Source organism: Shimia aestuarii (assembly GCF_900114635.1).
In the GTDB taxonomy this organism is placed as follows: domain Bacteria; phylum Pseudomonadota; class Alphaproteobacteria; order Rhodobacterales; family Rhodobacteraceae; genus Shimia; species Shimia aestuarii.
In genome coordinates this window covers 186307-206024 of the sequence record NZ_FOTQ01000005.1, presented here as the reverse complement: position 1 = coordinate 206024, position 19718 = coordinate 186307, and the positions used below count along the sequence as shown (strand labels likewise).

General features: G+C 60.1%; 16 protein-coding genes. 10 read left to right on the top strand and 6 right to left on the bottom strand.

All coding sequences use genetic code 11. The features are described 5' to 3' along the window. Nucleotides 1-85: 85 nt before the first annotated feature. Entirely contained in the window at nt 86-2359 is a 2274-nt protein-coding gene (locus tag BMZ35_RS13465) for a mechanosensitive ion channel family protein (protein ID WP_093094371.1), read from the bottom strand. Nucleotides 2360-2653: 294 nt separating this feature from the next. Continuing rightward, a complete protein-coding gene (locus BMZ35_RS13460; RefSeq protein WP_093094370.1) occupies nt 2654-3559 on the bottom strand; it encodes a LysR family transcriptional regulator in 906 nt (301 codons plus the stop codon). Nucleotides 3560-3732: 173 nt separating this feature from the next. Here BMZ35_RS13460 and BMZ35_RS13455 point away from each other — a divergent pair, with 173 nt between their 5' ends. From BMZ35_RS13455 to BMZ35_RS13410, 10 genes are all read left to right on the top strand, one after another. Beyond that, complete coding sequence (locus tag BMZ35_RS13455; protein ID WP_093094369.1) at nt 3733-7146, top strand: indolepyruvate ferredoxin oxidoreductase family protein; 3414 nt, start codon at nt 3733-3735, stop codon at nt 7144-7146. A gap of 91 nt (nt 7147-7237) precedes the next feature. After that, nucleotides 7238-8110, top strand: coding sequence for a lysophospholipid acyltransferase family protein (locus BMZ35_RS13450; RefSeq protein ID WP_093094368.1), 873 nt, complete (start codon nt 7238-7240; stop codon nt 8108-8110). A 20-nt stretch (nt 8111-8130) separates the two neighbouring features. Then, a complete protein-coding gene (gene murI, locus BMZ35_RS13445; protein ID WP_093094367.1) occupies nt 8131-8943 on the top strand; it encodes a glutamate racemase in 813 nt (270 codons plus the stop codon). Nucleotides 8944-9048: 105 nt separating this feature from the next. Then, nucleotides 9049-10077, top strand: coding sequence for an N-acetyl-gamma-glutamyl-phosphate reductase (gene argC, locus BMZ35_RS13440; RefSeq protein ID WP_093094366.1), 1029 nt, complete (start codon nt 9049-9051; stop codon nt 10075-10077). 22 nt (nt 10078-10099) lie between these two features. Further along, complete coding sequence (gene ccmE, locus BMZ35_RS13435; protein ID WP_093094365.1) at nt 10100-10549, top strand: cytochrome c maturation protein CcmE; 450 nt, start codon at nt 10100-10102, stop codon at nt 10547-10549. A gap of 142 nt (nt 10550-10691) precedes the next feature. Then, entirely contained in the window at nt 10692-11303 is a 612-nt protein-coding gene (locus BMZ35_RS13430) for a holin-associated N-acetylmuramidase (protein ID WP_093094364.1), read from the top strand. Beyond that, nucleotides 11294-11818: a holin family protein gene (locus BMZ35_RS13425; protein WP_093094363.1), complete on the top strand. Its 525-nt coding sequence runs from the start codon at nt 11294-11296 to the stop codon at nt 11816-11818. The genes BMZ35_RS13430 and BMZ35_RS13425 overlap by 10 nt, the downstream gene beginning before the upstream one ends. A 73-nt stretch (nt 11819-11891) precedes the next feature. Next, complete coding sequence (locus BMZ35_RS13420) at nt 11892-13865, top strand: heme lyase CcmF/NrfE family subunit (RefSeq protein ID WP_093094362.1); 1974 nt, start codon at nt 11892-11894, stop codon at nt 13863-13865. Next, complete coding sequence (locus BMZ35_RS13415; RefSeq protein WP_093094361.1) at nt 13862-14326, top strand: cytochrome c-type biogenesis protein; 465 nt, start codon at nt 13862-13864, stop codon at nt 14324-14326. Before BMZ35_RS13420 ends, BMZ35_RS13415 begins: the two co-directional genes overlap by 4 nt. Nucleotides 14327-14391: 65 nt before the next feature. Continuing rightward, complete coding sequence (locus BMZ35_RS13410) at nt 14392-15168, top strand: enoyl-CoA hydratase-related protein (protein ID WP_093094360.1); 777 nt, start codon at nt 14392-14394, stop codon at nt 15166-15168. Nucleotides 15169-15177: 9 nt separating this feature from the next. Here the strand turns inward: BMZ35_RS13410 and BMZ35_RS13405 are convergent, their stop codons facing one another. From BMZ35_RS13405 to gltX, 4 genes are all read right to left on the bottom strand, one after another. Further along, the gene (locus BMZ35_RS13405) at nt 15178-15678 is read right to left on the bottom strand and encodes a DUF2087 domain-containing protein (protein WP_093094359.1); all 501 of its coding nucleotides are present in this window, start codon (nt 15676-15678) and stop codon (nt 15178-15180) included. 199 nt (nt 15679-15877) lie between these two features. Further along, nucleotides 15878-16690, bottom strand: coding sequence for a calcium-binding protein (locus BMZ35_RS13400; protein ID WP_093094358.1), 813 nt, complete (start codon nt 16688-16690; stop codon nt 15878-15880). Between the two features lie 180 nt (nt 16691-16870). Beyond that, entirely contained in the window at nt 16871-18166 is a 1296-nt protein-coding gene (gltA, locus tag BMZ35_RS13395) for a citrate synthase (protein ID WP_093094357.1), read from the bottom strand. Between the two features lie 71 nt (nt 18167-18237). Then, entirely contained in the window at nt 18238-19662 is a 1425-nt protein-coding gene (gene gltX, locus BMZ35_RS13390; protein WP_093094356.1) for a glutamate--tRNA ligase, read from the bottom strand. Nucleotides 19663-19718 lie beyond the last annotated feature (56 nt).

Below are 19718 nucleotides of genomic sequence, written 5' to 3'. Positions count from 1 at the left end.
GCATGTTTGGGGGTCTCTTAAGCCATGTCACGCAAGGGGGAAAGGGGGCGCGGGCGCGCAGGGGCGCGCCCGCGGGTTTTCTGGATCAATCGGGGCCTTTGGGCGCGGAAGAGGGCGCCTGATCCTGTTGCTGGGCGGCATCGGCGGCGGCACCAGCCGCGGCGGCGGTGATGGCGGCCTTTTCTTCCTCGCTCATGTCCTCGTGATGTTCGAGGCCGGGAATGGCCACGCGCACCTCGCGGCGGGCAAAGTCGATACCGGCCTCGGCAAAGGCGGCCTTGACCTTGTTGTAGATCTCTTTGCGGATCATGAACTGTTTGCCCGGTTTGGCCATGAATTTCCCGCGGATCACCATGCCGACATCGTCGATGTCGAACACACCCTGCGATTTGAAGGGCTGGAGAAAGTCGTCCTTGAAGAGCGGGTCTTCCATCATCTCCTGACCGATCTTTTTGAAGATCTTCTTGATCTGGTTGGGGTTGGTGTCAAAGGGCACGGTGAACTTGAGCTTCATGATCACCCAGTCACGCGAATAGTTGGTGAGCTTGGGGATTTCGCCATAAGGGATCGTGTGCACCGGGCCGCGGTGGTGGCGCAGCTGCATGGAGCGGATCGAGATTTTCTCGACCGCGCCCATGGTGCCGTCGATCTCGACATAATCGCCGACGCGGAACGCATCGTCGATCAGGAAGAACACGCCCGAGACCACATCCGTGACCAGTTTCTGAGCGCCGAAACCAATGGCGAGACCCAGAACACCGGCACCGGCCAGAAGCGGAGTGATGTCGATGCCAAGGTTGCCGATGGCCAAGAGCCCGAACACCACGATGATGGTGGCGCGCGCGGTCAGCAGCATGAGCGGCAGGACCGTGGAGAGGCGCGAGCCGCTGGCGCCGCCCATTTCGGCGTCAGCGTCTTCCTGGCTCATGCCGAGGGCGGTCATTTCAGCAGCCAGGCGCGAGTTGATCCAGAGTGAGACGGCTTCGTATGCGACATAGCCCACCACGACGGTCATCAGGAAGCTGAACAAGTTGTCGGCAATACCCGCGCCACCCATCAGAAGCTCGGCGACAGACATGTCCCAGGCGCGGGCGATCAGGGAGAAGATGATGCCGACGGCAATCACACGCCCGATGCGCACATAGCTGCGCTTGGTCGAAAGATAAGCGGCTTCTGCTGCCGGGCCTTCGCCAGCCATAGGGGGCACAAGGTGCCGGACAAGGCCACGGATCGCTGTGTCGACCACCGGGGCTGCCAGCAGGAGGAACATGGTGGTGTAATGGGCACCCTGCAGAAGTGGCTTGATCGTGCCGAGGCCGATCAGGGTCGTGACAAGCGCCCAGGTGCTGGCCGCGACGACGATCGCAAAGATCGGGTAGGCATCGGCAACACGGCGGTCAAAGCGTGTGGTGTCGGGATCAGAGCCCAGCATCATGGCGCGCAGACCATCGCGTGCTGTCAGGGCGATGAGGATGATGTAGATGTAAAGCGCGCTGTCGAGCATGTAGCCAAGGCGTGTGCTGCCCGGCGGTACGCCATTGGTGGCGAGGAAGGTCACGCTGTAGATCGTGAGACCACCGAGGAAGACAACCCCGACGATATTGCGATGCAGAAAGCGGGCCCAATGGTCGTCAATGCTGACCAGACGCAGGTCGGGACGGTGCGGCGCCAGCAGGAAGCGGGATGCGGCGGCAGCGAGCCGCGGCATCCAGATCAGGTAACCGACAAGAGGTGCTGCGAAAAGCAGCATCTCGGGGGAGAGCAGGCTGCGCCCCAAGGCGCGGATGACCACGTAGAACACGATCAGCCCGAGGATTTCCCGTACGAACCGGCGAAACAGGAACTGAACCGCGTCACGAAGGCTTTCTTCGCCGTTAGGGTTTGCCTTTTGCCGGACGCGGCGCATCAGGAAGGCGCGTACCGCGTATTCAACGGCAAAACCCACAGCCAGAACAAGGGCAATCAGGCCGATCCAGAGCAGCAAGCCACCGGAATTGCTGGCCTTGTCGATCTGGTTCGAGATCGCGACACCAACGAATCGAAGCGTGTCTGGCAGCTTTTGAAGTGTCTGTAAAAGCGGCGTTGTGAAAGCGCCCCAGAGATTTGCCACCTTGTCGGAGAGTGTCACCACCTCTTCGGGGGCCTGGGATTGCATGGCGACCGCGTCGAGCCGTTCGAGCAGAAAGGCACGCACCTCGTCATCGGACATGCGGGCGACCATCGCGTCAATCGCTTCGGGTGTCATGGTGGCCGGGTCGACCTGTGGATCTGTGTTTGTGGTTTCCTGGGCCGCCAAAGGTGTGGCGAGCAGGAAGGCGGCAATAATCAGGCCAATAACCTTTTTAACAAGCGCGGACATATATCCCTCGAATGGTGATTCATTTTCCCGGCAGCTTACCACTGGCCGTGGAAAATGCATTCAATTTAGGAGGGTTTCTGTTTTTGAAACGACCCTGCAGTTTTTTGAAACGGGGCATTCCGGCCAAAAAAAAGGCCGAGCATAAGCTCGGCCGAAGTCCAACAGGGAGGTATGAAGATGATGCGCTGTTAAGCAATCATCGTCTTCGAGAGATGAATTAGTGATCAGTTTGTGAACGATCAAGGGTTTTCATGTCGCAGGTGCAGCAATGCCGCTATGCATTGCGTGCATGGCTTAGGGATTTCCCTTTTGTGCCAATTGTTTGCGATGTGAAATGATTTCTTCCTGAACGAAGTCCCGAAAGGCGGCAATGCGCTTGGATTGGCGCAGTTCCTCGGGATAGGCAAGAAAGACAGGGACCTCGGCTGATTCATGGTCGGGCAGGACGCGCACCAGATTTGGAAAATCCTGGGTCACGTAATCGGGCAACACGCCGATCCCAAGCCCATGCAGAACAGCCTGAAGCACACCGAAGTAGTTGTTGACGTAGAGCAGCGATTGCACATCGTCGGCCAAAAGGCTTTGCACGAAGCTGGCGCCTGCACCGACCTGCTCGGAAGTGATGTTCTGGCAGATCAGGCGATGTGCGGAAAGATCACTCATCCGCTCAGGGGCGCCATGTTCCTGAATGTACTCCGGCGTCGCATAAAGGCGCATGCGCACGCTCATCAAGCGTTTGCGGATCAGGTCGGCCTGGGACGGCTCTTTCATACGGATGGCGACGTCCGCTTCGCGCATGGGCAGGTCGAGCACCTTTTCCTCGAGCATCAGGTCGATATTCAGGTCGGGATATTTTTCGTAGAGCTTGGTCAGGCGTGGAGCGAGCCAGAGCGTGCCGAAGCCGATGGTCGTGGTGACACGCAATTCACCAAACACTTCTTCTTCGCTGTCGCGGATGCGGGCGGCGGCGGCATCCAGGCGTTTGGTCATCGACTTGGTCGCGTCAAACAGCAATTCGCCCTGTTCCGTGAGAATCAGTCCGCGGGCATGGCGGTGGAACAGGGTGGTGTTGAGCGATTCTTCGAGAGCGCGAATCTGGCGCGACACCGCAGATTGCGACAGGTGAAGCACGTCACCGGCATGGGTCAGGCTGCCGGCATCGGCAACCGCGTGGAAGATTCTAAGCTTGTCCCAGTCCATTCCGGCAACTTTCGCGACGTTTTATTTTGTCTAGGCGAAAGACGTGAAAAACGAAACCGATTGTTCGAAGAATGTGTCGAGATCACAAAAAAATAATTGCTTAGGTCAGAAATTATGACCTAATATTGCCCCTATATTGATCTCAAGAGATCATCCAGCGAGGGGAGCGCAAGATGAGCATCCAGAAGGTTTCTTTGAACGACAGGCTCGACCTGGAAAAAAGCCATGTGCTTTTGAACGGGACGCAGGCGCTTGTGCGTTTGATGTTGATGCAGAAGGCCCGGGATACGAAGGCCGGGTTGAATACGGCGGGCTATGTCACCGGTTATCGTGGATCGCCGCTTGGCAATGTGGACGGTCAGATGATGCGGGCCGAGAAGCAGCTCAAGGCCAATGACGTCCTGTTCCAGTCCGGGTTGAACGAAGACCTCGCGGCGACCGCGCTGTGGGGAAGCCAGCAGGCGGAGCTGCGGGGCGAGGGCAAGTTCGACGGCGTTTTTGGTCTTTGGTACGGCAAGGGGCCGGGCGTGGACCGCACCGGGGACGTGATGCGCCATGCCAATATGGCCGGGACATCGCCGCATGGTGGCGTGCTGATGGCGATGGGCGATGACCACACCGGCGAAAGCTCGACCGTGCTGCACCAGTCGGAATGGGCGCTGGTGGATGCCTATATGCCGGTTGTGTCGCCCGCAGGCGTGCAGGAGATCATGGATTACGGGCTATATGGTCTGGCCCTGTCGCGGTTCTCGGGTCTTTGGGTTGGTCTCAAGACGATGAAGGACACGATCGAAGCCACGGCGGTGGTAAATGGTGATCCGCATCGGTTGTCTTTCGTGACGCCCGAGTTTGACATGCCCGAAGGTGGCTTGAATATCCGGCTGGCGGACACGCCGCACGCGCAGGAAGCGCGGATGATCGACTATAAACGCTTTGCGGCAGAGGCGTTCAGCCATGCCAACAAGATGGACAAGCGCATGTGGGGCAAGCCCGGCGCGAAGATCGGGTTTGTCGCCGCGGGAAAGAACTGGCTTGATCTGGTGCACGCGATGGACCTTTTGGGCATCGACGAGGCCGAGGCCGAACGGCTGGGCATCACCACCTACAAGGTGGGCCAGACCTTCCCGCTCGACATGAAGGGTTTTTATGAATGGGCCAACGGGCTCGACCTGATTGTTGTGGTGGAAGAAAAGCGCAAGTTGATCGAGATCCAGATCAAGGAAGCGTTGTTTGATGACAACCGCTACCGCGTTTACGGCTGGTACAAGGGCGGCGCAGGTGGCATGCACCGCGAGGAATTGTTCCCGACGCGCGGGGCGCTGGATCCGATCTGGATCGCGCAGAAGCTGGGCGAGATCCTGATCGAAGAGGGGCGTGGTACGGAAAGCGTGAAGGCCGGGCTTGAGAAGCTGGCCGAGGCGCAGCGGGCCGACAATGCCGAGGATATTGCGGTGCGCACACCCTGGTTCTGTTCGGGCTGTCCGCACAACTCGTCGACCAAGGTGCCGGAAGGCAGCCGTGCCTATGCCGGGATCGGCTGTCACTACATGGTGCAGTGGATGGACCGGGAGACGCAGGGCTTTACCCATATGGGCGGCGAGGGCGCGAACTGGATCGGGGAGGCGCCGTTCTCCAAGACTGGGCACGTGTTCCAGAACCTTGGCGACGGGACGTATAACCACTCGGGCGTGCAAGCCATCCGTGCTGCCCTGGCAGCCAACACGAACATCACCTACAAGATCCTGTTCAACGACGCCGTGGCCATGACCGGTGGTCAGGCCAATGATGGCGGGTTGTCGCCTCAGAAGATCGCCGACGAAGTGCGTGCGATGGGGGTTGAGAAGGTCTTTGTCGTCTATGACGAAAAGGAAGACGTGGATCAGGCGGCGTTCCCCAAGGGGATCACGTTCCATGAACGCGCCGAGTTGATGAACGTTCAGGAGGAATGCCGAAATATCAAAGGTGTATCGGTCATTGTTTATGTGCAGACCTGTGCTGCCGAGAAACGCCGCCGCCGCAAGCGGGGGCTGTTCCCGGACCCGGATCGCCGGGTGTTCATCAATACCGATGTCTGTGAAGGCTGTGGCGATTGCGGGGTGCAGTCGAACTGTATCTCGATCGAGCCAGTGGAAACCGAACTTGGCCGCAAGCGCAAGATCAACCAGTCGAGCTGTAACAAGGATTTCAGCTGTCTCAACGGGTTCTGCCCCAGCTTCCTGACCATCGAGGGCGGCAAGATCAAGAAGGCGGCGACGGCGACGCTGGACCTGCCGGATTTGCCGATGCCGGATATCAAGCCGATTGAAGGCACCCATAACGTGGTGATCACCGGGGTCGGTGGCACCGGGGTTGTGACCATTGGTGCGGTGCTGGCACAGGCGGCGCAGATTGATGGCAAGGCCGCGGGAATGATGGAGATGGCCGGGCTGGCCCAGAAGGGCGGCGCGGTGCATATCCATTGCCGTCTGGCCGAAACGCCTGAGGATATCAGCGCTGTGCGCGTTGCCACCGGCGAGGCGGATGCGCTGATCGGGGGCGATCTGGTGGTGAGTGCCGGGGCCAAGACGCTGGGTCTGACCAGCACCGGGCGCACCGGAGCCGTGGTCAACAGCCACGAGATCATCACAGGGGCCTTCACCCAGAACACGGAATTCCGCTTGCCTACAGGGCAGTTGGAGGTCGCACTTCAGGCCCGGATTCGCGAGAAGCTGGCGATGTTCGACGCTTCGGAACTGGCGCGGATCGTCATGGGCGACTCGATCTTCTCGAACATGATGGTGTTTGGCGCGGCGTGGCAGAACGGGCTGGTGCCAGTGAGCCATGAAGCGATTGTCGCTGCCATCGAGATCAACGGCGCAGCTGTCGAAAAGAACCTGCGTGCGTTTGAGATCGGTCGCTGGGCGGTGCTGTATCCGGAAGAGGCGGCGGCGATGCTGGAGCCGAAAGTGGTGCAGTTGCCCAAGTCGCTGGACGAAAAGATCGCCTTCCGGGCCGATCACCTGGTCAAGTATCAGGGCAAGCGTTTGGCCAAGCGCTATCGCAAGATGGTGGACGGAATCAAGGATGAGCGCCTGAAGGAGGCGGTTGCCAAAGGCTATCACAAGCTGCTGGCTTATAAGGACGAGTACGAAGTTGCGCGTCTGCATCTGGAGAGTCGGGCCAAGGCGGAAGAGGTGTTCGAGGGCGACTTCGAGATCAAGTTCCAGCTGGCACCGCCGATGCTGTCCAAGCAGGGGCCAAACGGGCGCCCTCTCAAGAAGGAATATGGCCCCGGCATGATGCGGTGGTTCAAGCTTCTGGCGAAGATGAAGGGGCTGCGTGGGACGCCGCTCGACATCTTTGGGCGCACGGATGAACGCAAGATGGAGCGCGCGCTGATCAAGCAATATGAGGCAGATATGGCCACGGTGATTGCCGAGCATGGTGACAGGGCCTCGGATGCGGCTGTGGCGCTGGCGGAGCTGCCCTTGCAGATCCGTGGCTTTGGTCCTGTGAAACAGGCCAACGAGGCCAAGGCGGCCAAGCGGCGCGAAGAGCTTTTGGCTGCGCTCAAGGCGGGCGATACGGTCAAGGCGGCGGCAGAATAACGCCGCCTTTCCATCGCGGCAAAATGGGGACTTCTCAGGTTTTTCCAACCTGCGTATATCGCGGGCAGGAAACCTGAGCGGACCCGCGCCCATGCACAGCGATGTGACCCGAGAAATCAGTTATGCCCACTCTGCGGAGACGCGGGGCGGACGCACGGTCATCCGGTTGTTGGAAAACGCCACCGGGCGGCTTGGACTGATCAAACGGGCGGCGGGATACGAGGATGAAGTTGCGCAGGGTCGCGATTTCTGGCGCGTGATGATGGAGCGCTATGGCATCAGCCTTGAGGTCATCGGTGGGTCGCTTCAGGACATACCACAGGATGGCCCATTGTTGATGGTGGCCAATCACCCGTTCGGCATTCTGGACGGGATGATGATGGGCCATATGCTGAGCGAGGTGCGGGGCGATTTCCGAATTCTGGCCAACAGCGTTTTCCAGAAGGCGGAAGAGATCAACCGGATCGTATTGCCGATCTCGTTTGATGAAGACCGTGAGGCGGTGAAGCTCAATCTCAATACCCGGAAAGTGGCGCTGGAGTATCTGCAGAAAGGCGGGGCGATCGGCATTTTCCCCGGTGGAACGGTGAGCACATCGGCCAAACCGTTTGGGCGTCCGCTTGATCCCGGCTGGCGCAGTTTTACGGCCCGGATGCTCGCGAAATCCAAAGCGCAGGTGGTGCCGGTCTATTTCGAGGGGCGCAACAGCCGTCTTTTTCAGATCGCCAGCCATCTGCATTCGTCCCTAAGGCTGGGGCTGTTGATCAAGGAGTTCGGCGCGCGCGTGGATGCGCCGGTGCAGGTGGTGATCGGCCAGCCGATCCCGCGCGAAGAACTGGACCGGTTCGCAAGCGATTCCAAGGGGCTGATGGACTTCTTGCGGCGACGGACCTATGACTTGTCGCCAAGACCTGTCCCAGTGAATGGTTACGGGTACGAATTCGAAGAGAAGCACCGGGCATAAGCCCCTGATTGGAATTTTAAATGGCAGTTGGCATTTTTGATAGTGGACTGGGTGGGCTGACGGTTCTGGACGCCGTGAGCAAGCGCCTGCCGGATCAACCGTTTGTCTATTTCGGGGACAATGCCCACGCGCCTTACGGGGTGCGGGATGCGGATGATGTCTATAACCTGACCACGTCGGCCGTGGAGCGGATGTGGGACGCGGGCTGTGATCTTGTCATCCTGGCCTGTAACACCGCCAGCGCTGCGGCGCTGAGGCGGATGCAGGAAAGCTGGATTCCCACCGACAAGCGGGTGCTGGGCGTGTTTGTGCCGCTGATCGAGGCGCTGACCGAACGCAGTTGGGGCGACAATAGCCCGCCGCGTGAAGTGGCGGTGAAACATGTGGCGCTTTTTGCGACGCCCGCAACCGTAGCCAGCCGTGCGTTCCAGCGGGAGCTGGCGTTTCGTGCCATTGGCGTTGATGTCGAGGCACAAGCCTGTGGCGGGGTGGTGGATGCCATCGAAGACGGTGACATGATTTTGGCTGAGGCACTGGTGCGCAGCCATGTCGACGCGCTCAAGCGCAAGATGCCGAACCCGGAGGCGGCAATTCTGGGCTGTACCCATTACCCGTTGATGCACGAGACCTTCCAGGATGCGCTGGGGGCGGACGTGACCGTGTACAGCCAGGCCAATTTGGTGGCCGAGTCGCTGGCGGATTATCTTGAACGCCATCCCAACATGAAGGGATCGGGCTCGGAGTCGGTTTTCCTGACCACGGGGGACGCGCGCAAGGTGTCGGACCGAGCGACGCAGTTCTTGCGACGACGGATTACTTTTGAGGCGGCGTAAGCGCGCAGCCCTCGTAATTTTCCCCTATCTCGATTACATAACGCCTCGAAGAATGAGGGGCGGCACGCCGGGCGGCGTGTTTCCAAGGAAGGAAGAGGTCTGATCATGACCCATAAAATCGCAATTCTGGGCGCCAGCGGATATACCGGCGCAGAGCTTGTCCGGCTGATTGCCACCCATCCCAATATGAAGATCGTGGCGTTGTCGGCGGACCGCAAGGCGGGCATGAAGATGTCCGAAGTGTTCCCGCATCTGCGTCATCTGGACCTGCCGGACCTGTGCACGATCGACGAGATCGACTTTGCCGGTGTGGACCTGTGTTTCTGTGCGTTGCCGCATGCCACCAGCCAGAAGGTGATCCGCGAGCTGCCCAAGTCGCTCAAGATCGTCGACCTGTCGGCGGATTTCCGGCTGCGTGACCCCGAGGAGTACGCAAAATGGTACGGCGGGCAGCATGATGCGCTCGAATGTCAGGACGAGGCGGTTTATGGGCTGACCGAGTTCTATCGTGATGAGATCAAGCAGGCGCGGCTTGTGGCCGGGACGGGCTGTAACGCGGCCACCGGTCAATATATCCTGTCGCCGCTGTTCAAGGCCGGGGTAATTGACTTTGATCATGTCATTCTGGATCTGAAATGTGCTGTATCGGGCGCAGGCCGGTCGCTGAAGGAGAACCTTTTGCATGCCGAGCTGAGCGAAGGGTATCACGCCTATGCCGTGGGCGGCACGCACCGGCATCTGGGAGAGTTCGACCAGGAGTTCAGCAAGATCGCCGGGCGCGAGGTGCGGATTCAGTTCACGCCGCATCTTGTACCGGCGAACCGGGGGATCCTTGGGACGGCCTATGTGCATGGCAATGCGCAGGAGGTGTATGACACTTTGGCGGCGACGTATGAGGACGAGCCGTTTATCGAGGTGCTGCCCTTTGGCGAGGCGCCGAGCACGAAACATATCCGGGCGTCGAACTTCTGCCATATCGGCGTGGTGGCCGACCGGATCGAGGGCCGCGTGATCGTGATCGCGGCGCTGGACAATTTGACCAAGGGCTCGAGCGGGCAGGCGTTGCAGAATGCAAACCTGATGCTTGGGGAAGAGGAAACAGAGGGCCTGATGTTGGCGCCGGTCTTCCCGTAGGGTCCGAAGAGGGGAAAACAGGATGAAGAACCTCAAGAAACGTCGTCGCATTCAGGTCATCGTCGTGGCCTTTGTGGCGCTGGCCGTTTCGACGGCGCTTATTGGGTACGCGATGCGTGACGGGATCAATTTCTTCCGCTCGCCCAGCCAGGTGGCCGAAGCGCCGCCCGATGCCAGCGAAGTGTTCCGCATTGGCGGGCTGGTCGAGGAAGGCACGCTGGTGCGCGGACAGGGCGAAACCGTCACCTTCTCGGTGACCGATGGCGGGGCGTCGATCAAGGTGGCCTATACCGGCGTGCTGCCCGATCTGTTCGAAGAGAACCAAGGTATGGTGGGCACCGGGCGTTACATCAACGGTGTCTTTGAAGCCGAGGAAATCCTTGCCAAACATGACGAGACCTACATGCCAAAAGAGGTTGTGGACGCGCTCAAGGAGCAAGGCGTTTACGTGGAGCCTGACGCCGAAAGCTAAGATCGGTTTCCTTTTGGAAAAATTGCAAAGCCCGCCCGGTTCGTCCGGGCGGTTTTTTGTGGCGTACGGTGGTCTTTGGGCGCGTTAACCTGTTTGCGGCAGGCTTTGGCGGTGTTTTTTGGAAAAGCCGCGAGGATGCGCCATGCAGGATGTCCGCCAGATTGCCGAGGAAATCGTCGCCCGTGAAGGCGGCTTTGTGAATGATCCGGATGATCCGGGTGGGGCCACCAAGTTTGGTGTGACACTGGCCACAGCACGCCGCCTTGGTTTGGACAAGGACGGCGACGGCGATGTGGATGTGGCCGATATCCGCGCGGTGAAGCGTGAGGATGCGATCACGGTGTTTCTCGAGCACTATTTTCAGGGCCCCGGCGTGGATCGCCTTCCCGAGGTGCTGCAGGCCAGCGTGTTCGACATGTATGTGAATGCCGGTTCGAATGCGGTGAAGATACTGCAGGAACTGTTGGGGCAGATGGGGCAAAAGGTGAGCGTGGACGGAGTGATCGGGCCGCACACCATTGCCGCTGCCGAAGCTGCTGCTGCGGCGGCGCCCAATCACCTTGCCGACGCCTACGGGATTGCCCGGCGCAACTACTATTTCCGGCTGGCAGACCGCCGTCCGGCCTCGCGCAAATTTGCGCGTAGTCACAAGGGCGGCAAGGGCGGTTGGATCAAGCGGGCCGAAGAGTTCATCTCGACGCGTTATCACATGAGCGAGGCGGAGTTTCAAAAGCGGGTGGCAGCATGGGGTTGATCGAGAAGCTCTTTTCGTTGGTGTTCGGAAGCGGGCGCAACGTGGTCAAGGAAACCGCCGAAGTGTTCCGTGAAAACGCCGAGGCCGGTGCGGTTCGGGCCAAGGATGTGCAGATTGCCGCCATGCAGGGGTTTTCGGCCGAGTTTCGACAGGTCGGGCGTGGAAGGTTTGACCGGATCATGGATGGTGTGAACCGGCTGCCGCGCCCGGCCATGGCTTTGGGCTGCCTGGGGCTGTTTGTCTCGGCCATGGTCCACCCGGTCTGGTTTGCCGAGCGTATGGCTGGGATTGCGCTGGTGCCCGAACCGCTTTGGTGGCTGTTGGGGGTGGTGGTGAGTTTTTATTTCGGGGCGCGGCATCAGGCCAAGGGGCAGGAGTTTCAACGTTCGATCGCCGGAACCATGGCGCAGGTGCCGCAGGTGGTCGAGCACATCCGCGAAGTCCGCGCGCTCGAGGCCGGGGCAACGGGCGAAAACCCGGCGCTTCAGGATTGGAAAAACACAAAGAATCGATGAGGCGCGACATTGTGATCGACCTGCCTTGACGAAAGCCATTGGCCACGCCTTTTGGAAAGAATATACAAGGCGCATGATAGTCGAACTTGGCCACTTTGCCCTGATTTTGGCCGCCGTCACCGCATTGGTGCAGGCGGTCGTTCCGCTGATTGGAGCCCACAAACGCTGGCCCGGCTGGATGGCCGTGGCGGAACCGGCGGCAGGGCTGCAATTCCTCTTCACCCTGTTTTCCTTTGCGGCGCTGACCTATGCGTTCGTGATGTCGGATTTCACCGTGCAACTGGTGACGTCGAACTCCCATACACTCAAGCCGATGCTCTACAAGGTGAGCGGTGTCTGGGGGAACCACGAGGGCTCGATGCTTTTGTGGGTCCTGATTCTGACACTGTTTGGCGCGTGTCTGGCATGGTTTGGCGGCAATCTGCCCCCAAGCCTGCGCGCGCGGGCATTGGCCGTTCAGGCAGCCGTCGGCGTGGCGTTTTTCGGGTTCATCCTGTTCACGTCCAACCCATTCCTGCGTATGGGCGTGGCCCCGTTTGACGGGCGTGGTCTGAACCCCTTGTTGCAGGACCCCGGTTTGGCCTTCCATCCGCCGTTCCTGTATCTTGGCTATGTTGGTCTCAGCATGGCGTTTTCCTTTGCTATCGCCGCCCTGATCGAAGGCCGGGTTGATGCGGCCTGGGCACGCTGGGTGCGGCCCTGGACATTGGCGGCTTGGATTTTCCTGACTATCGGGATCGCGCTTGGGTCCTGGTGGGCCTATTACGAGCTTGGCTGGGGCGGATTCTGGTTCTGGGACCCGGTGGAGAATGCCTCGTTCATGCCGTGGCTTCTGGCAGCGGCGCTGTTGCATTCGGCCATTGTCGTGGAAAAGCGCGAGGCGTTGAAAAGCTGGACGATCCTGCTGGCCATTCTTGCCTTTGGCTTTTCGCTTATCGGGACGTTCATCGTTCGATCGGGCGTGATCACTTCTGTGCATGCCTTTGCCAATGACCCGGAGCGCGGTGTTTATATTCTCGCGATTCTGGCGCTGTTCACCGGGGGCGGGCTTGTGCTTTTCGCGGTGCGGGCGGCGGCGATGGAAGCCAAGGGTATCTTTGGCATGGTCAGCCGTGAAAGCGCGCTGGTGCTCAACAATATCCTGCTGGCGGTAAGCTGTTTCGTGGTCTTCATCGGGACGATCTGGCCGCTGGTTTCGGAGATTTTCTTTGTCCGCAAGCTGAGCGTGGGACCGCCGTTCTTCAACATGGCGTTCACGCCGTTCATGGTGATCCTTGGGGCGGTGTTGCCGATCGGGGCGATGTTGCCATGGAAACGCGCAAAGATCGGCAAGGTGGTCAAACCACTGATCCCGGCCTTTGTTCTGGCTCTCGCTTTGGGTGGCCTGGCATGGGCCATGCAGAGCGAACGCAGCCTGCTGGGACCGGTTGGTTTGTTCCTTGGATCGTGGCTGATTTTCGGATCGCTGACGGATGTTTATTCTCGTACCGGGCGAGGCAGCATTGGGGCCCGGCTGGGACGGCTTGCTCGGCTCCCGCGCGCGGATTGGGGCAAGACCATTGCCCATGCCGGTCTGGGTGTGACCATGTTGGGTGTCTCCGGACTGATGGCCTGGGACATGGAAGACATTCGCGTCGCCTACAAGGGTGAGCCCTATACAATTGGGGCCTATGAGATCACGCTTGAGGATGTGCGCGAGGTCGAGGGGCCGAACTATCTCTCGACCATGGGGGATATCCGGGTGCGCAAGGACGGGCGCGACGTTGCGATGCTGCATCCTGAAAAACGCGTATATCCCGTGTCGGCCATGCCAACCACCGAGGCGGCGATTGATTACCGCCTTATGCGCGATGTCTATGTTGTGGTCGGAGATCCGCAGGCGGACGGCGGCTATACCGTTCGGACCTATATCAAGCCGATGACCAACTGGATCTGGATGGGCACGTTCCTGATGTCGCTGGGCGGTTTGTTCAGCCTGACCGACCGGCGCTATCGCGTGGCGGCAGGCGCGCGCAAGGCGCCAACCGGGGGAGTACCGGCAGAATGATCAGAAAGACACTTGCAGCGATTGTGATGGCACTTTGTGTTGCCGGCCCGGTCTGGGCCGTGCAGCCGGATGAGGTTCTTGACGATCCCAAGCTTGAAGAACGGGCGCGGGACATCTCCAAGGACCTGCGCTGCCTCGTCTGCCGCAACGAGAGCATCGACGAGTCCAACGCCGAACTGGCCCGTGACCTGCGCCTTTTGGTACGGGAACGGCTGGTGGAAGGGGACAGCAACGAAGAAGTCGTAGAGTTCGTAGTTGGTCGTTATGGCGAATACGTGTTGCTGCGTCCCCAGACCAGTGGCTCGAACATGCTTTTGTGGCTGGCGGGGCCGGTGGCCTTCTTGTTGGCGCTGATCATGGCCGGGATGTACCTCCGGGGGCGCAGTACTGCGACGCCGCAGAATGTGGCGGGCCTGAGCGCCGAGGAAGAGGCGCGGCTCAAGGAAATCCTGAAAGACTGACGTGAGGTCTTGCTTGGTGCCGGGGCAGCGCAGTGCCATGTTGGGATGCGCAGCGGAGAGGATTCATGGACTATCAAACCATTACGCTAGAGAACACCGACGGTATCGCGATTGTAACGCTGAACCGCCCGGATACGTTGAACGCCCTGACCCAGCAGATGCGGGCCGAGATTACCGATGCTGTGATCGAAGCCGGACGCACGGCGCGTGTCGTGGTTCTGACCGGGGCGGGCAAGGCCTTTTGTTCGGGGCAGGATCTGGGCGACGGGGCGAATGCGGCCGCACTTGATCTGGAGCGCAGCCTGCGGGACGAATACACACCGATGATCCGTGCAATTAGGGACTGTCCAGTGCCGACGATCAGTGCAGTGAACGGACCGGCTGCGGGGGCAGGGGCCAACCTTGCACTGGCTGCTGACGTTGTGATTGCCACCGAGAGCGCTTACTTCCTGCAGGCCTTTGCGCGGATTGGCCTGATGCCGGATGCCGGGGGCACCTATGAGCTTCCGCGGTCAATGGGCTCGGCCAAGGCCATGGGGGCCGCGCTGTTTGCCGACAAGATCACCGCGCGTCAGGCGGATGACTGGGGCATGATCTGGGAAGCGGTTGCAGATGACGCGTTTGACGCGCATTGGCGGGGGCGTGCGGCGCATCTCGCCCAAGGGCCGACGCTGGCCTATCAGCGTATCAAGCAGGCGATCCACGAAAGCTGGGACAAGGATTGGACCGGCCAGATGGAAAACGAAGCCAAGCTGCAGGGCAGCCTTGGCAAGACGCGCGATTTCCAGGAAGGCGTGATCGCGTTTCTGGAAAAGCGCCCCGCGAAATACGAGGGGCGCTGATCCCTTTGCCTATCCCCGCAGGCGCGCCATCAGGGCCAGCGCCTCGGGGGTGGGTTTGCGCTCAATCCGCCGGTAGACACGTCCGTCCACCGTGCGCTCTGCAAATCCGTGATCAATGAGCGACCTGCGCAAAAGCACGTGATCCTCAAAAGCGAGCCCCTGTTTCAGGATCGCGTTCACGTCTTTTTCGCCCAAATCTTCGTGCGCGGGCATGCGCGCCCAGAAGGGCCAGAGGCAAAGGCCCTGAACTTTGGTCTGCTTGGGCCAACGCGTCATGTGGCCCGAATCGTCAAACACACGCATGGCCCTCTTGAGCGCCAGTTCGTCCAGAACCGGGGCAGGGGGCGTGGCGCGCAAATGCTGATGATTGCGATAGCCGGCGGCCTTGGTAATCAGGCCGAGCATGGCCGCATGGCCGGGCACGCTGTCCTGTTCGGACAACGTTTTGCGCAAGGTTTTCGAAAATGCCGACACATCGGCAATAAAGAGGGGTGTCACGTCTCTCGACATGGCCTGTATCCTTTTGACTGATCGTGCCCCCCATGTGGTTGGGGTCGATGGCCGCCCTTGTCGACGGCACGGGTTCAAAAGAACATGCTGTCGGAGGTATTCGGCAGGTTTAGCAGGGTCGTGTGACCGGCGGCGCCTCGGTGAACTGCGGACCGTGGCCGAGACATAGGCGGCGCACGCCGGGATTGCAAGGGGCGGGTCAGATCGGTTGAAGCCGTACGTCACCGGCGAAGAATGGCCCGCCGTCGCCCTGCACGCGCGCGACAAGCTGTCCATCGGCATAGACGTGGCGAGTGTCGTCTTGAATGGAAAGAGTGATGCGCGGTGCGGGCTGGGACTGGGCATAGCGCACGATCAGCACGTCGTCTTCTTCGTCGAAATCGGTGATCAGCGGGGCCTCTTGGTCGGACGTGACATCGACCCATTCACCGATTTCAAACGCGTCATCGCCTTCGCCGCCGACCCCGGTGTCATTTTCACCGAGCAGGAGCGTGTCATTTCCTTCTTCACCCTCCAGAAGGTTACTTTCGGGATCTGTTGGCGGTTGGTAGCGATAGTTCAACTGTTCGGGGGTGGCGCCGTTTCCAAGTGCGTGGATATCGTCTTCGGTCAGGTCCCGATTTGTCGTGTCGGCGCCAACCAGAAGGTCATTGCCTTCGCCGCCCTTCAACGTGTCATTGCCACCGCTTCCCTGAAGCAGGTCATTATCCTGTCCGCCGCGCAGATTGTCATCGCCGTCTCCGCCGATCAGCAGGTCGTCACCATCGCGCCCCTTGAGCAAATCGTCGCCATCGCCTCCAAGCAGGATGTCGAAGCCACCCCGGCCGGTGATGTCATCGTCCCCAGATTTCCCTGCAAGAAGATCGTCGCCATCGCCGCCCACAAGGGTGTCATCTCTGCCGTCGCCGGCTGTGTCATTCTGTTCAGAAGAGTCGGAATCGTCTCCGGACTCGGAAATTACCATAAAACCGGCCAAAACGAGGCCCATCATCAAAAAAGCTGCAATACCCATGAAACCAATACCCAATTGAAATCAAATTGATTTTGCCGATTGCCATGAAGCAGGTCAAGGCGTGGGACGCATTGGTTCGAAATGGGTAACAATGGCACCCTCGGCTGGCATTGTCGCAAAAATGAAAACGCCCGGACAACAAGGTCCGAGCGTTTTGAGATGTCAGGGTTCCTTAAAGGATCAGCGGCTTTCGATGTCCACGTAGTCTCGCGCGGTTTCGCCGAGGTAGAGCTGACGCGGGCGGCCGATCTTGTGGCCCGGATCCGAGAGCTGTTCCTTCCACTGCGAAATCCAACCCACGGTGCGCGACAGCGCAAAGATCGGGGTGAACATCGAAGTCGGGAAGCCCATCGCCTCGAGGATGATGCCGGAGTAGAAGTCGACGTTCGGGAAGAGTTTCTTTTCGGCGAAGTAGGGATCGGCCAGCGCGGCGCGTTCCAGTTCCTTGGCGGTGGCAAGGATCGGGTTGTCTTCGACGCCCAGCAGATCAAGCACTTCGTCGGCGGACTGTTTCATCACGGTCGCGCGCGGGTCGAAGTTCTTGTAGACGCGGTGGCCAAAGCCCATCAGGCGGAACGGGTCGTTCTTGTCCTTGGCGCGGGCGATGAACTCGGGGATGCGATCGGGGGTGCCGATTTCCTTGAGCATTTCTAGGCACGCCTGGTTTGCGCCACCGTGGGCGGGTCCCCAGAGGCAGGCAATGCCCGCCGCGATGCAGGCGAACGGGTTGGCGCCGGAGGACGACGCCAGACGCACGGTCGACGTCGATGCGTTCTGTTCGTGGTCGGCGTGCAGGGTGAAGATGCGGTCCATCGCGCGGCTCAGGATCGGGTCGACGTGGTATTCCTCGGCTGGAACCGCAAAGCACATGTGCAGGAAGTTGGCCGCGTAATCCAGATCGTTGCGCGGGTACACGAAGGGCTGGCCGATCGAATATTTGTAAGCCATCGCCGCAATGGTGGGCATTTTGGCGATCAAACGGTGGCTGGCGACCTCGCGCTGCAGCGGATCGGAAATGTCGGTGCTGTCATGGTAGAAGGCCGACATCGCGCCAACCACACCGACCATCGTGGCCATGGGATGCGCATCGCGGCGGAACCCGCGGAAGAAGTTGTGCATCTGCTCATGGATCATCGTGTGGCGGGTGATCGTGGTCTCGAAGGTTTCCAGCTCGGCCGCCGACGGCAGTTCACCGTAAAGCAGCAGGTAGCAGACTTCGAGGTAATGCGATTTGCCCGCCAGCTGATCGATCGGGTACCCGCGGTGCAGCAACTCGCCCTTTTCACCGTCGATATAGGTGATGGTCGAGTCACAGGCAGCAGTAGACGTGAAGCCCGGGTCGTAGGTGAACACACCGGCCTGGCCATAGAGTTTACGGATGTCCAACACGTCGGGACCCACGGTCGGCGAGTGGATGGGCAGCTCGTAGGACTTGTCGTCAATCGTCAAAGTCGCGGTTTTCTGAGTGTCAGACATTCATGTTCCCTTCGTCTCATGCCCAGGCGCGGACCACGCGGGCGGTTTGTTATGTCGGGGCGCAAATCCGTTCAGCCGGTCTGCGCCTCCGCTTCGTATGTGGTCGCTTCCTCAAGGCGGGCGATGGTTTCATCGCGGCCCAGAACGAGCATCATGTCGAAAACGCTGGGAGTCACGGCGCGCCCTGCAAGTGCCGCCCGCAGGGGGCCTGCCATCTTGCCGAACTTGATTTCCCTTGTCTCTGCAAAGGCGCCTGTGACGGCTTCCAGCCCGTCTCGCGTCCAGCTAGCATTTTGCAGCTGCGGCGTCAATTCTCCCAGTATACCACGGGATACCGTATCAAGGTTCTTTGCGGCCTTTTCATCATAGTCCAACGGGCGATCCGTCAGGACAAAATGTGCCTTTTCAATGAGTTCCGGGAAAGTCTTGGCCCGCTCTTTGAGGCAATACATCGCAGCCTTCATCAAGGTGGACTTTTCGTCGCTGAGGGGGTTTTGGTCGGTGGCCGCAAGGAATTCCTGCAATTCTTGCAGCAGTGCGGCATCATCCGCGGCGGCAATGTGCTGGCCACAGAGGTTTTCGAGCTTTTTTGTGTCGAACCGCGCAGGGCTTTTGCCGATTCCATTCAAGTCGAACCACGCACGCGCCTGAGTGTCGGTGAAGTACTCGTCGTCGCCGTGGCTCCAGCCAAGGCGGGCAAGGTAGTTTCGCATGCCAGCCGCCGGGTAGCCCATTTTCTGGTATTCTTCGGCACCAAGCGCGCCATGACGCTTGGACAGCTTTTTGCCATCCGCCCCGTGGATCAGCGGGATATGGGCCCAAACCGGCACGTCCCAGCCCATGGCTTCGTAGATCATCATCTGGCGCGCGGCGTTGTTGAGGTGGTCATCCCCCCGGATCACATGTGTCACGCCCATGTCGTGATCATCTACAACAACTGCCAGCATGTAGACCGGTGTGCCATCGCTGCGTAACAGGATCATGTCGTCGAGCTGATCGTTGCGGATGGTCACATCGCCCTGCACCTGATCGCGGATCACGGTAGTGCCGTCCTGCGGCGCCTTGATGCGAATGGCATAGGGGGCGTCGGGATGCGTTGCCGGATCAGCGTCGCGCCACGGGCTGCGATAGAGGGTCGATTTTCCTTCGGCACGCGCGGCTTCGCGGAAGGCCGCAATTTCGTCCTGGGTCGCGAAACACTTGTAGGCCTTGCCTTCGGCGAGCAGCTGGCGCGCGACTTCGGCATGACGCGCAGCCCCTTCGAATTGGCTGGTCACGTCGCCGTCATGGTCCAGCCCGAGCCAGCTCAATCCCTGGAGGATGGCCTGGGTGGCCTCGGGTGTGGAGCGTTCACGGTCAGTATCCTCGATGCGCAGAAGGAATTTGCCCCCCCGGCCACGGGCATAGAGCCAGTTGAACAGCGCCGTGCGGGCGCCGCCGATATGCAGGAACCCTGTGGGCGAGGGAGCGAAACGGGTGACGACCTGGCCTGTCATGTGGGGTTTAACCTTTCCGTAACCATGGGTGATCTAGCGTTGGCGTCTGTCTATCG

What these genes read in the sequence shown, in the direction of transcription:
- BMZ35_RS13465 (WP_093094371.1), bottom strand. Translation starts at nt 2,359, where the DNA reads ATGTCCGCGCTTGTTAAAAAGGTTATTGGCCTGATTATTGCCGCCTTC.
- BMZ35_RS13460 (WP_093094370.1), bottom strand. Translation starts at nt 3,559, where the DNA reads ATGGACTGGGACAAGCTTAGAATCTTCCACGCGGTTGCCGATGCCGGC.
- BMZ35_RS13455 (WP_093094369.1), top strand. Translation starts at nt 3,733, where the DNA reads ATGAGCATCCAGAAGGTTTCTTTGAACGACAGGCTCGACCTGGAAAAA.
- BMZ35_RS13450 (WP_093094368.1), top strand. Translation starts at nt 7,238, where the DNA reads ATGCACAGCGATGTGACCCGAGAAATCAGTTATGCCCACTCTGCGGAG.
- murI (WP_093094367.1), top strand. Translation starts at nt 8,131, where the DNA reads ATGGCAGTTGGCATTTTTGATAGTGGACTGGGTGGGCTGACGGTTCTG.
- argC (WP_093094366.1), top strand. Translation starts at nt 9,049, where the DNA reads ATGACCCATAAAATCGCAATTCTGGGCGCCAGCGGATATACCGGCGCA.
- ccmE (WP_093094365.1), top strand. Translation starts at nt 10,100, where the DNA reads ATGAAGAACCTCAAGAAACGTCGTCGCATTCAGGTCATCGTCGTGGCC.
- BMZ35_RS13430 (WP_093094364.1), top strand. Translation starts at nt 10,692, where the DNA reads ATGCAGGATGTCCGCCAGATTGCCGAGGAAATCGTCGCCCGTGAAGGC.
- BMZ35_RS13425 (WP_093094363.1), top strand. Translation starts at nt 11,294, where the DNA reads ATGGGGTTGATCGAGAAGCTCTTTTCGTTGGTGTTCGGAAGCGGGCGC.
- BMZ35_RS13420 (WP_093094362.1), top strand. Translation starts at nt 11,892, where the DNA reads ATGATAGTCGAACTTGGCCACTTTGCCCTGATTTTGGCCGCCGTCACC.
- BMZ35_RS13415 (WP_093094361.1), top strand. Translation starts at nt 13,862, where the DNA reads ATGATCAGAAAGACACTTGCAGCGATTGTGATGGCACTTTGTGTTGCC.
- BMZ35_RS13410 (WP_093094360.1), top strand. Translation starts at nt 14,392, where the DNA reads ATGGACTATCAAACCATTACGCTAGAGAACACCGACGGTATCGCGATT.
- BMZ35_RS13405 (WP_093094359.1), bottom strand. Translation starts at nt 15,678, where the DNA reads ATGTCGAGAGACGTGACACCCCTCTTTATTGCCGATGTGTCGGCATTT.
- BMZ35_RS13400 (WP_093094358.1), bottom strand. Translation starts at nt 16,690, where the DNA reads ATGGGTATTGCAGCTTTTTTGATGATGGGCCTCGTTTTGGCCGGTTTT.
- gltA (WP_093094357.1), bottom strand. Translation starts at nt 18,166, where the DNA reads ATGTCTGACACTCAGAAAACCGCGACTTTGACGATTGACGACAAGTCC.
- gltX (WP_093094356.1), bottom strand. Translation starts at nt 19,662, where the DNA reads ATGACAGGCCAGGTCGTCACCCGTTTCGCTCCCTCGCCCACAGGGTTC.